The 13287-nt window shown below is 63.1% G+C and carries 14 protein-coding genes and 1 pseudogene; 9 read left to right on the forward strand and 6 right to left on the reverse strand.

Annotation, left to right across the window (positions count from 1 at the left end):
• The first annotated feature begins 59 nt into the window (after positions 1–59).
• The gene (locus tag MUG98_RS03955) at positions 60–1277 is read left to right on the forward strand and encodes an MFS transporter (protein ID WP_265110861.1); all 1218 of its coding nucleotides are present in this window, start codon (positions 60–62) and stop codon (positions 1275–1277) included.
• Between the two features lie 392 nt (positions 1278–1669).
• Here MUG98_RS03955 and MUG98_RS03960 read toward each other — a convergent pair.
• Positions 1670–1864 (reverse strand): annotated as a pseudogene (locus MUG98_RS03960) (UTP--glucose-1-phosphate uridylyltransferase); the annotation flags it as partial.
• A 209-nt stretch (positions 1865–2073) separates the two neighbouring features.
• On the opposite strand from MUG98_RS03960, the gene MUG98_RS03965 reads away from it, so the two are divergent.
• The 3 genes from MUG98_RS03965 (at position 2074) to MUG98_RS03975 (ending at position 4138) form a co-directional block, all read left to right on the forward strand.
• On the forward strand, positions 2074–2607 hold the full coding sequence (locus MUG98_RS03965) for a nucleotidyltransferase domain-containing protein (protein WP_265110862.1): 534 nt from the start codon (positions 2074–2076) through the stop codon (positions 2605–2607).
• Between the two features lie 78 nt (positions 2608–2685).
• The gene (locus tag MUG98_RS03970) at positions 2686–3075 is read left to right on the forward strand and encodes a DUF8154 family protein (RefSeq protein WP_486606250.1); all 390 of its coding nucleotides are present in this window, start codon (positions 2686–2688) and stop codon (positions 3073–3075) included.
• 430 nt (positions 3076–3505) lie between these two features.
• Entirely contained in the window at positions 3506–4138 is a 633-nt protein-coding gene (locus MUG98_RS03975) for an alkylmercury lyase family protein (protein WP_265110864.1), read from the forward strand.
• 31 nt (positions 4139–4169) lie between these two features.
• Here the strand turns inward: MUG98_RS03975 and MUG98_RS03980 are convergent, their stop codons facing one another.
• Positions 4170–4802, reverse strand: coding sequence for a helix-turn-helix domain-containing protein (locus tag MUG98_RS03980; RefSeq protein WP_265110865.1), 633 nt, complete (start codon positions 4800–4802; stop codon positions 4170–4172).
• A 360-nt stretch (positions 4803–5162) separates the two neighbouring features.
• Between MUG98_RS03980 and MUG98_RS03985 the strand changes: the two genes are divergently transcribed.
• Entirely contained in the window at positions 5163–6128 is a 966-nt protein-coding gene (locus tag MUG98_RS03985; RefSeq protein WP_265110866.1) for an ABC transporter ATP-binding protein, read from the forward strand.
• Positions 6125–6973 carry an ABC transporter permease gene (locus MUG98_RS03990; protein WP_265110867.1) on the forward strand — a complete coding sequence of 283 codons (849 nt, stop codon included), beginning with the start codon at positions 6125–6127 and terminating at the stop codon, positions 6971–6973. Before MUG98_RS03985 ends, MUG98_RS03990 begins: the two co-directional genes overlap by 4 nt.
• A gap of 268 nt (positions 6974–7241) precedes the next feature.
• On the opposite strand, the gene MUG98_RS03995 is transcribed toward MUG98_RS03990, so the two are convergent.
• Positions 7242–7898: a lactate utilization protein gene (locus tag MUG98_RS03995; protein ID WP_265110868.1), complete on the reverse strand. Its 657-nt coding sequence runs from the start codon at positions 7896–7898 to the stop codon at positions 7242–7244.
• Between the two features lie 766 nt (positions 7899–8664).
• On the opposite strand from MUG98_RS03995, the gene MUG98_RS04000 reads away from it, so the two are divergent.
• Positions 8665–8847: a hypothetical protein gene (locus MUG98_RS04000; protein WP_265110869.1), complete on the forward strand. Its 183-nt coding sequence runs from the start codon at positions 8665–8667 to the stop codon at positions 8845–8847.
• A 304-nt stretch (positions 8848–9151) separates the two neighbouring features.
• Here the strand turns inward: MUG98_RS04000 and MUG98_RS04005 are convergent, their stop codons facing one another.
• Positions 9152–9397 (reverse strand): LbetaH domain-containing protein, encoded by a 246-nt coding sequence (locus MUG98_RS04005; protein WP_265110870.1) that lies wholly within the window; start codon positions 9395–9397, stop codon positions 9152–9154.
• Positions 9398–10084: 687 nt separating this feature from the next.
• Here MUG98_RS04005 and MUG98_RS04010 point away from each other — a divergent pair.
• Both MUG98_RS04010 and MUG98_RS04020 read left to right on the forward strand, forming a co-directional pair.
• Positions 10085–10996, forward strand: coding sequence for a dihydrodipicolinate synthase family protein (locus MUG98_RS04010; RefSeq protein ID WP_265110871.1), 912 nt, complete (start codon positions 10085–10087; stop codon positions 10994–10996).
• Between the two features lie 380 nt (positions 10997–11376).
• Entirely contained in the window at positions 11377–11511 is a 135-nt protein-coding gene (locus MUG98_RS04020; protein WP_265110872.1) for a hypothetical protein, read from the forward strand.
• A 74-nt stretch (positions 11512–11585) separates the two neighbouring features.
• On the opposite strand, the gene MUG98_RS04025 is transcribed toward MUG98_RS04020, so the two are convergent.
• Together MUG98_RS04025 and MUG98_RS04030 are read right to left on the reverse strand one after the other, a co-directional pair.
• Complete coding sequence (locus MUG98_RS04025; protein ID WP_265110873.1) at positions 11586–12287, reverse strand: hypothetical protein; 702 nt, start codon at positions 12285–12287, stop codon at positions 11586–11588.
• Positions 12288–12359: 72 nt separating this feature from the next.
• A complete protein-coding gene (locus MUG98_RS04030; RefSeq protein WP_265110874.1) occupies positions 12360–12989 on the reverse strand; it encodes a helix-turn-helix domain-containing protein in 630 nt (209 codons plus the stop codon).
• Between the last annotated feature and the right edge of the window lie 298 nt (positions 12990–13287).

Genomic DNA, 13287 nt, shown 5'->3' on the forward strand with positions numbered 1-13287 from the left:
AGCGCCCTCCCAGCGGACCGGTATCTTGTTCTATTCGTAGTATCTTCTTTCATTCACGAATGGCAGCCATCGCTAACGGGAAGTGGCGAGCACTCGTCCTGGTCGGGATCGCGGAGTTGTTCGCGATGACGCTGTGGTTTAGCGGGACAGCAGTCGGCCCGGAACTGGCCGAGATGTGGCACCTCTCCGCTGCCGAGACGGCGTGGCTGACCAACGCTGTCCAACTGGGCTTCGTCGTCGGTGCACTGCTGTCGGCAACGCTCACCATCGCTGATGTCATCCGGCCTCGGTATCTTTTTGCAGGCTCTGCGCTCGCCGGTGCTGGTGCGACAGCACTCATCGCTGGCTTCGTCTCGAGTGGCCTCCCGGCCATCGTCCTCCGTTTCGCCACCGGCGTCGCCCTCGCTGGTGTCTATCCGACGGGGATGAAGATGATGGCCGCATGGTTCGACAAAGGGCGCGGCCTCGCTATCGGTGTCCTCGTCGGCGCACTCACCGTCGGTTCAGCGTCGCCACACCTCATCCGGGCCGTCGGCGGCATCGGCCAACCAGATCTCGTGCTCTACGGGACCGCAGGGCTCGCAGCCCTCGGTGGGCTTCTCGTCCTCGCTTACGAGGACGGTCCACACCAGCCTGAGGCGTCCCCGTTCGACCCCAGCGCGATTCGGCGTATCGTCACCGACCGTAGCGTCGTCCTGGCGAACACCGGCTACTTCGGTCACATGTGGGAACTGTACGCGGTCTGGACCTGGATACCGATCTACCTCGCTGCCAGCTTTGAGGCCAGCGGGACGGCCAACGCGGAACAACTCGCCGCGCTCCTGGCGTTCGGTACAATCGCCATCGGCGGCGGGGGTGCCTGGCTCGCGGGCTCGGCCGCTGATCGCTGGGGCCGCTCGCTAGTGACGAGCGTCTCGATGGGCGTTTCCGGCACCGCCTGTCTCCTTGCCGGGGTCGTCTTCGGTTCGTCACTGGCCGTCATCGTCCCATTCGTCCTCGTCTGGGGCTTTTTTATCGTCGCGGACTCCGCACAGTTCTCCGCGGCCGTCTCGGAACTCGCCGAAGAGAGTTACGTCGGCTCTGCACTGACGCTGCAGACTGCCATCGGCTTTCTCATCACCATCGCCTCTATCCAGCTGATTCCCCTGGTCCAAAACGTGGTTGGGTGGCAGTGGGCCTTCGTGCCACTCGTCGTCGGCCCGCTCGTGGGCACGGGTGCGATGCTGTGGCTACGAACGCTCCCCGAGGCTGATCGACTGGCAAGTGGGCGCGGTTGACATCCTCCCCGCCCTGAACAGTAGACGCCGAAGCTAAGTTGCGGCGTTGCTGGTAGGGGTGCTATGGTCGAGACGACCGAAGCAAAACAAGTCTGTCGCGCCGCTTCTACCGTCGTTTACCCAGCGCTCGAGTTCGATATCAAACCCTGTGGAAGCTATACGAGAGAGGACTTTCTGGAAGTCCTCTCTCGTGTCGCTTTTGAGCAAGCGTTCGCTAACTCCGCTGGAAAAACGTGCCAGCTCGATCACGGCGAGGTCGTTGACGTAAATGCACACGACGCACTACCGAAGTGACCGACAAAAAGGTCCGATCCCGGAGTCGCGTGACGGGTCCGATTGCCGCTTCACGATCCCCTGACTGGCCCCGAGACCGGTGTGGACAATCGGAGATCTCAGTCGGACGCGGACTCGACGGTCACGTCCCCGTCTTCGGCGTCCTCGCCCCCTTGCAGTCGCCGTTCGGCCTCGTCGCGATCAGCGGGATAGCCGACGTCGATCCGCCAGCCGTCGAGGCCGATCGCGTCGATCGTGCGGCCGCTCTGGATCAGCAGGTCGATCGCCTCGCTGAGGTCGTACTCGCCGCGATCACGTTGTAAGCAAGAACCCAGAACCCATACTCTTTTGAATACCTATTCCTAATAGGAATCATATGCCTAATAGGAAGGGGTCAACCACGATCGCGGTGGAGTATCCATTCCCGGAGGAGCGAATATTTCGCTACCAAGCGATGCAAGACGTCCTCTCTGTCGTGATCGATTAGCCGTACTCCGAGTTTACCGTCAGCGAGCTTGCGACGGTGATCGATGGGAATCAGGCGACCGTCTCGAAGGCAGTTAAGTTACTTTCCGCAGCTGGCGTCGTGGAGACGCGCAAGGAGGGACGAAAACAGTACGTCGGGATCAACCGCGATCGGCTCAGTAACCCTGACCCAGTCCTTTCAATTCCACAGTCGGAGTTTCACAAGCCGGTCCGGGCGTTTCTCGACCACCTCCACGAAGAGGTCGACGAGTTGATCGGCGTCGTACTTCTCGGCAGTGTTGCTCGGGGAGAAGCAGACCGAGCCAGCGATATCGACCTGCTCATCATCGTCGAAAAAGACAAGACCCCGGCTCGACGTGCCGTGCAGTCGATCGTTCGCGAACTCCAAGAGACGAAGTTCGACGGAGATCGATACACGTTCCAGACGTTGGTCGAATCCGTCGAGAGTGCCCGTAGAATTGGCGAGCGGTTACAAGAACAGTTCGACGAAGGAATAACTCTCGTTGGGTCAGACCAACTCGCTGAGATCAGAACGGAGGTGTATAGCGATGGTGAACGAAGAGATTCGTGACGATCTGGCAGCCGCTGAACGAACGTTCGAAGACTCGCCGGTCACGATCGAAGAAGGACTCAATGTCGACGATCCCGAGTGGTCCAACTTCGTCGGGCCTGCCGACTTCTCGCAGCGGGATTCCATCTGCTTGAGCGAGGGTACTACACCGTTGTGATCGAGTCGGCTTTCGTCGCGATCGAACGGACGATCCAGTTTCGGCTCATCCACGACGGAGCGATGGCACCCGAGGAAATCATCAGCAGCCATAGTCGGCTCTACCAGCGAGGAGCCGAGGCCGGATTGTACGCCGATCGATTCGGTGAGGAACTCACCGAGCTGTGGAATCAAAACCGGACGAAAACGTACTATCGACTCGGGATCGCGACCGAGGAGCAAGCCGAAGCGATGCGCCAACTCGCCACCAACTTCCACCACTATCTGGTTTCGACGAGTCGGATCAAGTACGAGTGTATTTGCGAGAAGTGATCGAAGCGATTGCTCGCGTGGTGTAACCAGCCTCGGGCCACCGCGCCCGAGGCTTTGAACTGGAATTAGGCGCTAAGTCCCCTTCCTCAAGGAGCAACGCAGGGAGCAAAGTGATGGATTTGCATACCGACCCACGGCTGTTTCAGAAGGAAAGGTATCGAACCAATAGGATTTCAACAGGGCCATCGCTTCGTAGTTTCAACCGTTCTATCGAGGATGGAGGATACGTCGTCTCGAGCCAGCACACTCAACGACGACGGGCAGATACTGACCGGAGGAAAGCCATAGAACTGTTCTCACGGGCGTCTAACCAATCCCCAGAGGGGCTTCAGCACTGTGCCGATGGTCGTTCAACAGACGCCATCTAGATTTAACTCTGCCCAGTAGGATGGGCGTCAGGCCGATCGTCCGGACCAGCGTCTGTCTGTGTATGACAGGTGAATCCTGTGCCTGCTGTGACGAAGCCGTCGAACAGTCCGACGAGACCGAGCGAACGGCGAACTGGATACGCACCGAGACGAGCGTCCTCGACGCCGAACTGCCCGAAGCGTTGCGCTCGACGTTCGGCCGGTTCTTGGGCCAGCGCGTCGAGACCGTCGGCGAGTGGGTCAACGCGCTGCAGCGGGTCGTCGACGGCTCGGTCGCGATCGAGGACCTCTGTCACTCCCCATCGGAGACGGACCACGTCGGCATCACCGACGACGAGACGTACTACTTCGCGTGTTTTTACGACGCCGTCATCCTAGCTGTGATGACCGCGGAACCGGTCGGGATTCACACCGAGAGCCCGGACGGAACGGCTATCGAGCTCCAAGCGTCCGACGACGGGGAACTGACGGTCACTCCGGAAACGGCCGTGTTCTCGTTCGGCATCGACGAGACTGTCGATCCGCCCGCCGGCGAGACCCCGACGCTGGAGCGTGGCTACGCGGCGATCTGTCCCTACGTGAAGGCGTTCCCGACGCCGGAGGCTTACGAGCAGTGGGCTGACACGGTAGCGGCGCCGACGGTCACAATGTCACCCGCCGACGCGACGGAACTTGCCGCAGCGCTCGCGGAGTGAGCGCCCACCACCGAGTCCGCGCTGAGTCGCGTTACAGGAGCTTCGACAGCAGATTCCGTTCGGCCCGCTGGAGATGTTCGACGACGGTCGACTGGTCCAGATCGAGTTCGGCGGCGATAGTCTCGGCCGACACCTCACGGGGGACCTCGAAATACCCCATGTCGTAGGCCGTCTGGATCACCTCCCGCTGGCGATCGGTCAGCTCGTCCAGTGGCTCCGGCGTGCCGTCGTATGGACCGAGCCTGTCGAGTTCCGTCGAGACGCCGGCGGCCTCGTACGCGCTGATCGTGTTCGCGATCGTCTCCTGTGGGCCGACGAGCGAGAACGACACCGACGCCTCGTCGACCTCCGGATCACAGGTCCCGATCAGGTCGTCGGCTTCGTCGGCGAGGTGTGGCGGCAGGTCGGGTGCGGTGAACTCGACGACGTAGATGTGGCCGGCGTCGGTCTCGGCAACGTAGCTCCACTCGTCGACACACGAAAGCGCCGAGAGCCGGTCCTCGTCGTACCGGTCTTCGGCCGTCACCTTGACGACCGCCCCGGTGCCGTGACAGGCGAGTTCTTCGATCTCTCGGATGCCGGCCGCCTCCCCGAGCTCGATCAGCTCTCCGATTCCGACCGCGTCGAACATCGCGTCGCTGACCGAGATGTCTGCTTCGCGCATCGCCGTACGGGATACTTCGGCGAGACGCGGTAAAAAATTGATTCCGCTCGGCCGAGGGAGTGGCGCCCTGGCTGTGTCCGCTCCGGGTCGGACCGAGCGTTGACGAGCGGTCGCACCGATGGTTCGGGGCCGTGCTGGGGCGTTCGCGGGGAGGGACTTAAATCCGCCCAGCATACCCGGCGTAACGGGGCTCTGACCCCAGGCCGTCTGTCTACACAGAATGGGTCACCCCAGACCGAGCACCGAGAATTCGGCCCCGACTCTGCAACTGATCACACCGGCTGACGCAGCGGGGTCAGTCGGAGCTATCGCATCGTTCGCCACCCGACTGGCCGTACCCACTGCCGAACGGAGGGACCCATGACTGCGATCGAGACCAGCGGACTGACCAAGCGCTTCGGCGAGGACGTCGTCGCCGTCGACGGACTCGACCTGACGGTCGAGGAGGCGGAGGTGTTCGGCTTCCTCGGCCCGAACGGCGCGGGCAAGTCGACGGTGATCAACATGCTTCTCGATTTCGTCAGACCGACTGCCGGCTCGGCGACCGTCCTCGGCCACGATCCGACGAGCGAGGCCGAGGCGATCCGCCGTCGGACCGGCGTCCTGCCCGACGGCGGGAGCCTCTACGAACGACTGACCGGTTCCGAACACATCCGGTGGATGGCCCGCGCGAACGACGTCGACAGTGACGCCGACGACCTGCTCCGCCGCGTCGGCCTGTCGACCGAGGCCGCCGACCGCGCGGTCGGCGGCTACTCGAAGGGGATGCGACAGCGCCTCGCGTTCGCCATGGCGCTGGTCGGCGACCCCGAGTTGCTGATCCTCGACGAACCCTCTTCCGGGCTGGACCCGACGGGAATGCGAAAGTTTCGTGAACTCGTCCGCGACGTGGCGGCCGACGGCACGACCGTCTTCTTCTCCAGTCACATCCTCAGCGAGGTTGAGGCGGTGTGTGACCGGGTCGGCATCCTGAACGACGGCCGTCTCGTCGCGACCGGCACGCCCGCAGCGCTCAGGTCGGCGCTCGGACTCGGCGGGTCGATCAGCGTCGTGGTCTCGTCGGTCCCCGCCGACCACAGACTCGACGCCATCGACGGCGTGCGACGCGTCACGATCGACGGGGCGACGGTGACAGCCACACTCACCGACCCCGAGGCCAAGGTCGAGGTGGTCTCGCAGCTGGCCGACCGGACGCAGGTCCGGGACATCCACGCCGAGGACACGTCGCTCGAACAACTGTTCGACACCTATACCTCCGGCGACGGGGCACCTCGACCAGCACCGGATGGGGAACACGACGCGACACCTGTGGAGGCCATCCGATGAGCGTCCGCGCCGTCGTTCACAAGGATTTCCTCGACGCTCGCCGGGCGAAGATCGTCTGGTTCGTTGGCGTCCACTACACGCTGCTGGTCGGACTGTTCTTCCTCCACGTCCGGCTGGGCAACGCCGAGGGACCGACCGGCCCGCTGACGGCGCTGTGGAACATGGTGTTCGTCGGGGCCGTGTTCGTCCCGGCTATCGCACTCGTCGCGGCCTACCTCGCCGTCGCCGGCGAGCGCGAGTCCGGGAGCATCAAACACCTGCTCTCGACGCCGATCAGCCGCCGCGACGTCGTCCTCGGGAAGTACGTCTCCCGGGCGAGTCTCGTCGCCCTGTCGCTCGGCGCGGGGTTCCTCGTCGCAGCGGGTCTGTCCACACTCTGGTTCGGGTCGGTTCGGGCCGCGGCGTTCGCCCACGTCGCCGCGCTGACGACGCTGTACGCGCTGGCGTACGTCGCCGTGGCGATCGGTATCTCGGCCGCGACTGACACGCGTTCGCGTGCGATGGCCGGCGCGCTAGGCTTCTACTTCGCGACGAATCTGGTCACGCTGAACGAGGACATCTCGGGACTGGCCGGGATCGAATACGTCCTCAACGACCTGCTGGGCCTGGGCGTCGGCGCGGCCCCGATCCAGTTCCTCGGGATGGTGACCAACCCCACCCGCGCCTATCTGGTGGCGACGATTGGCGCCTTTCCTGACGCGATGACCAGGTCGGTCGACGTCCCGACCCCGAACGAACTCGCGTGGTACGTCCAGCCGGAGGCCGCCATCGCGGTCTTGCTCGCGTGGCTGGCTCTCCCTGTCGTGTTCGGCATGTGGCGGTTCGGTCGGGCGGATATCGGGTGACGCACCACCAGAAACGGTGCCGGGTCGCTCGCGACAGTCTGGGGGTCGCTTTCGCACCGGTCACGTCGAACGTAGCCGACCCACGTCTGACATCCTCCCACGGCGAAAGCCGTGGACTTTCGCCTCGCTACCGCTGTAACAACTACCAGCAATCTCAAAAATAGTATATAACTGTGGCTCAAGACCGCTACCGGGCACTCCGACGCTGAACTGCCTCGAAACCGGGGTTGAAAGACGCAGGGGAAGTACCTGCTGCCCGGACTCGGCCTCAGTAGCCCAGTTGGTCGCGAATCAGGACGACGGTCGTGCGCCCGTCTTCGAGTTCTTGGCGGAAGACGAGTTGCTTGGCAATCGCCGAGTCAACACCATAGGCGTCGTTCGCGCGTTCGTTTTCCAGTGGGTACGCAACGGACTCGAGTCGGTCAAGCGCCGCACCGAGCGTCGGCACGATTTTGTTCACGCCGCTGACGATGACGACATTACTGGCGGCAAACGGATACGCACCGATGCGACTTCCAGAGCGATCAGCCGCAACAAGTTCGCCCGTCTGGGCGATAGCGTTGATGCCGCCGAGGAAGTAGTCGGCCGTCTGTGATTCACGGCGGGCGGCCTGGCGCTCGGCATCGTCGTCGATGCTCCAGATCTCGTTCGGAAGGGACTCCCAGTCGTGCTCGCCCTCGGTCAGATAGTCGACGAATCCGATTTCTTCGAGGGTCGTTGAGTGTCCGTTCATCACGGTGACGTCAGCGGGGATGTGTGACTGGAGCGTCTCCAGGGCTTCGTCAGCGGAGTCAACGACGACGACATCGAACCCGTTGGCCTCGAGATTCGCGACGGTCTCGTCCAGTGTCTCTGCATCCGGTAGTTCGTCGAGCGTTGCGTCAATTGCGGTGTCGTCTACGTAGTCAGATTTCTGTTGGGACATCGGTGGTGGAACTGTATCCGATCAGCAAAAATCGATAGTGATGGCGGAGACATAAGCGCTCGCGGACACCGGTGCCAGGGGGTTACATCGAAGCCACCATCCACTCGGAGGGTCGTTCCACCTGGCGGACCTCGTCCTCAGAAGTGCTGTGATTCAGCAGACCTGCTGCATACAGTGCGCGAATGTAACATGAGATTCGGCTCGATTTGCGAAGGTGGTGATCGCTCAGTACAGAGGATTCAATTACCGGTCCGACCAGTTTGGCACTTCATGATGGTCTCTTATGACATGGACAAGAAGATAGAGTGGTAAGAGGAAGATTATCAATAGAGAGACGCTACCACCGATATCTCGAAAAATTTGGTTTGTATCAACTGTGACGGTTTCAAGGGCGATTACAGCCAATAAAAAAGTGATGAGCGCAAGGAACCAATCTGTTCTATCCATATAAACTCACTAACGACATCTATTACAAAGATTTGGATTTGATAAATACGTACGTGTAGTGAGCAGGCGGTTCACCGGTTTCGGCGTGAAATAAACAAGGCCGTCGTGCTGATCTCATGCTCTGTATCTTGCACGCCGCTTCTAACAACAGTTCGGGAGTTAGTTGAACTGCTGCAAGATACAAGGCGCGAATGTAGCATAGATGGTCGTCCACCTAGGAGGAGTACAATTGCTCAATACAGGGGGCGCACAGAACTATTGATACGGATTATCCCCTTTGCATACCAATGTTTATTGCAGAATAGAATCGTCTTTGCTTATGTCCACGCAGGCCCTCCGTCGGACGATCCGTCGATGTACCGCCGTTCTCGTGATAGCATTCGGTGCTGTAATGGCGAATGATGGGCATCAGCAGGAAGATATAGCCTTGTTGGCTCTTTTCGGCGCGGTCCTGTACCTTATGGGAAGCCGCGTCCTCCAGATGAGGAACTCATCAGTATAGATGGCGAACCGATTCCCGTAGGTAGTTCGCAGGACTACTGATCAGCAAATTCAGCACAGTTCCCTTGGCACAAATGAGAGTGGATTACTGCATCCACTCTATATTCAGCAAGCCGTTTCTAACAGCCATCCGGGAATTAGATGGAGTACACCGGTAACGCCTTCGCCTGTACTGGCCGCAGAGGGGTATGAACCCATCACTCTCTGCGGGTATCAACAGAGCTACAACACGTAGTCTGAGTTCTCATCTCCCAACGCTCTAACGTCTCCCACCTCGAACCCGATCGGTGGGACGGCGACCGCGGTTAGTCGGGGTCCGACTCGGACCGCGCTGGAATCCGGGTGTTTAGCTCGATCAGCGCGCCGGAGAGCGCCACCCCTGCGAGGTGGGAGTCCGCGTCGATGATCGAGCGGCGCACCGTCGCCCCCTCGAGCGTCGCGTCGGGGGGGACCACCGATCGCTCCACTGTGGCGTCGACGAGCGTCGCACCCGCCATCACGTAGACGTTCTCGCCGATCGTCGCGTTTGCGAGGGTCGCACTGTCGGCCACCAGTGAGTCCCTACCGAGGTGCCACGCGACGGCGTCGAGCTAGCTTGCGGGCGTGTCGGTGTCGAACCACGCCCCCTTGAATTACAGGGCACACTGACTCACCCGTGTCATCCAGCGCTCCGATCCTGGTCATACACCACGAGCTGCCTCGCCTCTCACTGCTTGAGTGGCGGTCTGTTGGCCCCTCGCGCGGAGCAGTCGGACCGACTGCCGATCGCGGTCGGCCGCGTCGGCTGCGGGCTGGATGGCTCCGCAACGCTGTCCATCCCGCGTGATGCGGGTGGATTCCGTCGTCGAAACCCTCCAAGCGAAAAACGCCGACGTTGTCGCCTACGACCCCGTTGCCACGGAGAACAGGACCGGTTCTCTGGCCTCGAGTACGCCACCAGCGCGGCCGAAGCCCATGGCGCCGTCGACGTCACCGACTGGGACGCGGTCGTCGCCCTTGACGACGCAGTCCAGCCCATGACGTATCCGGTGGTCGTCGACGGCCGCCGCAGCGACGAGCCCACGGGAGGCATCGTCTCCGCGGGGCTGACCCGGAAGGACCCCTGATGTGCCTCCGGGACCGCTCCAGGGAATCCATGCCGTCTAGCCGGTCTGACGCCCGTTCGAGTCCACACGCGGGAACAACGGGATTTTGCCGCTATCAGCAGCGATTACCGGTCGATTCGTTGGTATGCGGGTATGGCAACTGCCGACCCAGGAGAAGCGGATCCGCTTTCGCTCAGGGGCGTCGTTCCGCCGACAGTGACTGCGTTCGACGAAGAGGAGTCCGTCGATTACGATCGGACGGCAGCCCACGCTCGCTTCGTCGTCGATCGGGGCGTACACGCCGTCTTTCCGCTCGGGACCAACGGCGAATTTCCCCTCCTGACCCAGCAGGAACGCGGGCGCGTCGTCGAACGTGTGGTCGAAGCGGTCGACGGCGACGTTCCCGTGATTGCCGGTGTCGGCGCACCCAGCACGTATCAGACCGTCGCACACGCCGAACACGCCGAATCCGTCGGCGCTGACGGGGTGGTCGTCGTCACACCGTTTTATTATCCGCTGGACGAAACGGGCGCAATCGAGCACTATCGGCGGGTCGCAAACGCCGTTTCCGTTCCGGTGTACGTCTACCACATCCCGAGTCGAACAGGAAACGCGCTCTCTCACGACACGCTGACCGAACTCGTGGAGATCGACAACGTGGTCGGACTGAAGGATTCGAGCAAGGACGTGCCGTGGCTGGTCCAAACCATCGACGCCCACCCCGAACTCACCTATCTCTCGGGATCGGATTCGCTGCTCTACACGGGACTCGCAGTCGGGTGTAGCGGGATGGTGAGCGCCGTTGCAAACGTCTTCCCCGAACTCGTCGTCGAACTCTACGAGGCGTACACTGGCGGGGAGCGAAAACGGGCTCGTGAACTCCAGGGAACGGTTTTCTCCGTTCGGAATGCCCTGAAATCGGGCGGTGGATACATGGCCGGGGTAAAAACCGCGCTTTCGTTCAGGGACTTCGACGCCGGGCCGCTTCGGAGCCCGCTTCGTCGCATGGACGAGACTGAACGCGCAGAGCTCCGAGAGCGACTTGAGGCGCTCGATCTCATCTGAATCCGTTTCCAGACCCGGATCGGGGCTCCGAACGTCGTCGTGATTGAGAACAGCTCACCCGCAAGAAGCCGGGTACAAACGGCGCGGTATGCCCGAGAGAGCCCGTCTCCCGTCCGATAGAAGTCACTGACTACGTTTGGCGAACCGATGGGGCGGTTCTCACCGGCCGAGGGCACGCGGATCGAAACCGCGGCGGAACTCGAGGTTCGGTCGGCGGATGCCGAAAACGACGTCGCGATTGCAGCAGCCAATATCGGGTCGTCAGCGAGGTGGCTCTCAAAACGCCCCGATTCCGCGCTGGGACGGAAAGCGTCCGGGAGGTCCGACAAAATGGGATCGAACCAGCCATTACCTCGCGTCCGGCCCGAATAGCCGATCGAATGGCCAACACACCCCCGACATGGAGCGGCGGCCTCGTACTGGACCGGGTCGTCCTCGCGTGGACGAGCGTCCTCGCGGCTGTCGCGATCGCCGGCACAGCGGTGGGGCCACCGAAGGCAGGCCAACGACGGTAGAGACTCCGTTTCTCTCTCCGTCTCCCGGGATCGGGGCTGGACCGGCGACGTGCCGCCAATGTACCGATCGCTCGTCACGTCGCAGCTGTCGGCTCTGCGTGGGGACGCGCGACGACGGCCGAGTACTCGAGCCAGGCGACGCCGACGAGGAAGGCGAGCATGCCGGCGACGGCGACCAGCCCGGAGTGGACCGTCAGCGCGACCACGGCGCCGAAGAGCAGCGCGAGCGGCACGATCGACACGCCGCGGCGGCGGTAGCCGACGGCCGTCGCAGCCACGGCGACGAGGAAGCCGAGCGCGCCGATGCCGGCGACGGCCATGATGGCCGGCGCCTCCAGGAGGTACGCGAGTGCGGCGTCGATACCCGCCTGTTCGGCCGGCGCGAGGCCGGTTCCAGCGCGCACGATGAGCGCGCTCGAGAGGCCGACCATCGCGACGTACCCGCCGTAGCACACGGTGAAGACGGCCGCCCCGAGCCGGCCGAGCAGCGCCACCCGGCCACGCACGCGATCGAGCAGCAGGTACGTGCCGACGCCCAGCAGCGGCAGCGAGGCGAACAGGAGCACGTGCACGAGGAGCCACGTGTCGGCGGCGGCCGCGATGGAGGCGAAGGGCGCATCGCCGACGTGCGGGTGGATGAGCATCGCGACGGCGGCGCCGATCGGCGCGAGCCCGAGGGCCCCCCGTCGGAGGGCCGTGCGGCGCGGGCCCTCGCTCGCGGGTCGATCATGTCGGTGCGGTCCGTCTGTGACGGCAGTGGGATCGGGTCCTGCCATATCCGGAGACACCGTCGCGCGCTTGGTTGCTCTGTTGCCGCTGATCTGGGGTCGTTTAAGTGAGCCCCCGCCTCAGGCATCCGCCAGCGTCGAGAACACACGCGATTCGAGCTTGCGCAGGTGCTCCGCGGCGGTGCTCGGCGCGCAGTCGGCCACCTCGGCGACGTCGGCTACCGTGGCCTCGCGCGGAACCGAATAGTAGTCCACGCTGATGGCGGCGTCGAGGAGCTGTCGCTGGCGCGGCGTGAGTTCGGCGTGCAACCCACGCGCGACCGGCGAGAACGACGTGAGCCGCTCGACGGTCGTCTGCGCTTTGATCGGCTCGGGAATCACGTCGTAGGCGGCCTGTAGGTGCTCGGTCTCACCGAGCAACGAGACCGTGACGCCGCGATCGTCGAACACGATGGGCAGCTCGATAACGAGATTGTACGTGTCGATCACCTCGATGAGCGCGTCGACGATCTCGTTTGGCGTGGACCGGTGGTAGACGTACACGTACTCGCCGGCTGGGTCGAACCGTTCGAACGCGAGCGTTTCCGTGGGGATGTTCTCGGGCGAGATCGTGCCGTCGTCGGCCGGAATCTGGTAGAGCTCGATCATGCTCCCGTCGCGGAGGTACTGCCAGTTGATGATCTCCCCGGTGTCGATCGTCTCGGGGCAGGCCGCCGCCTCGCGGGACAGGGTGGCCTGAAGGCGTCGCATACGCATCCATCCCGACGGCCAGCGCGAAAAAGGGCGGGCACCAGCGACTGCGGTGGGGCCCCGTGTCCGGGGACGCGAACACGCCGGTGGAGCCACAGACCACTTGGGCCCGTCGGCCCGGCGGCGACCGCGTTTCGCCGTGGATGCGGTGGAGCGACCGGACGGGGCCGGACGCGGCGTCGATCGCGGCCGCCACCCCGAAATCCGCCGCGTGATCGAGCCCCACACCACGTCCGGCAGGACCAGTCCGGGCAGTTGTGACGCGCCAGCCCGCCGAGCGAGTGGCGAACGGATCGCC

The organism is Halosolutus halophilus (assembly GCF_022869805.1).
Taxonomy (GTDB): Archaea; Halobacteriota; Halobacteria; order Halobacteriales; family Natrialbaceae; genus Halosolutus; species Halosolutus halophilus.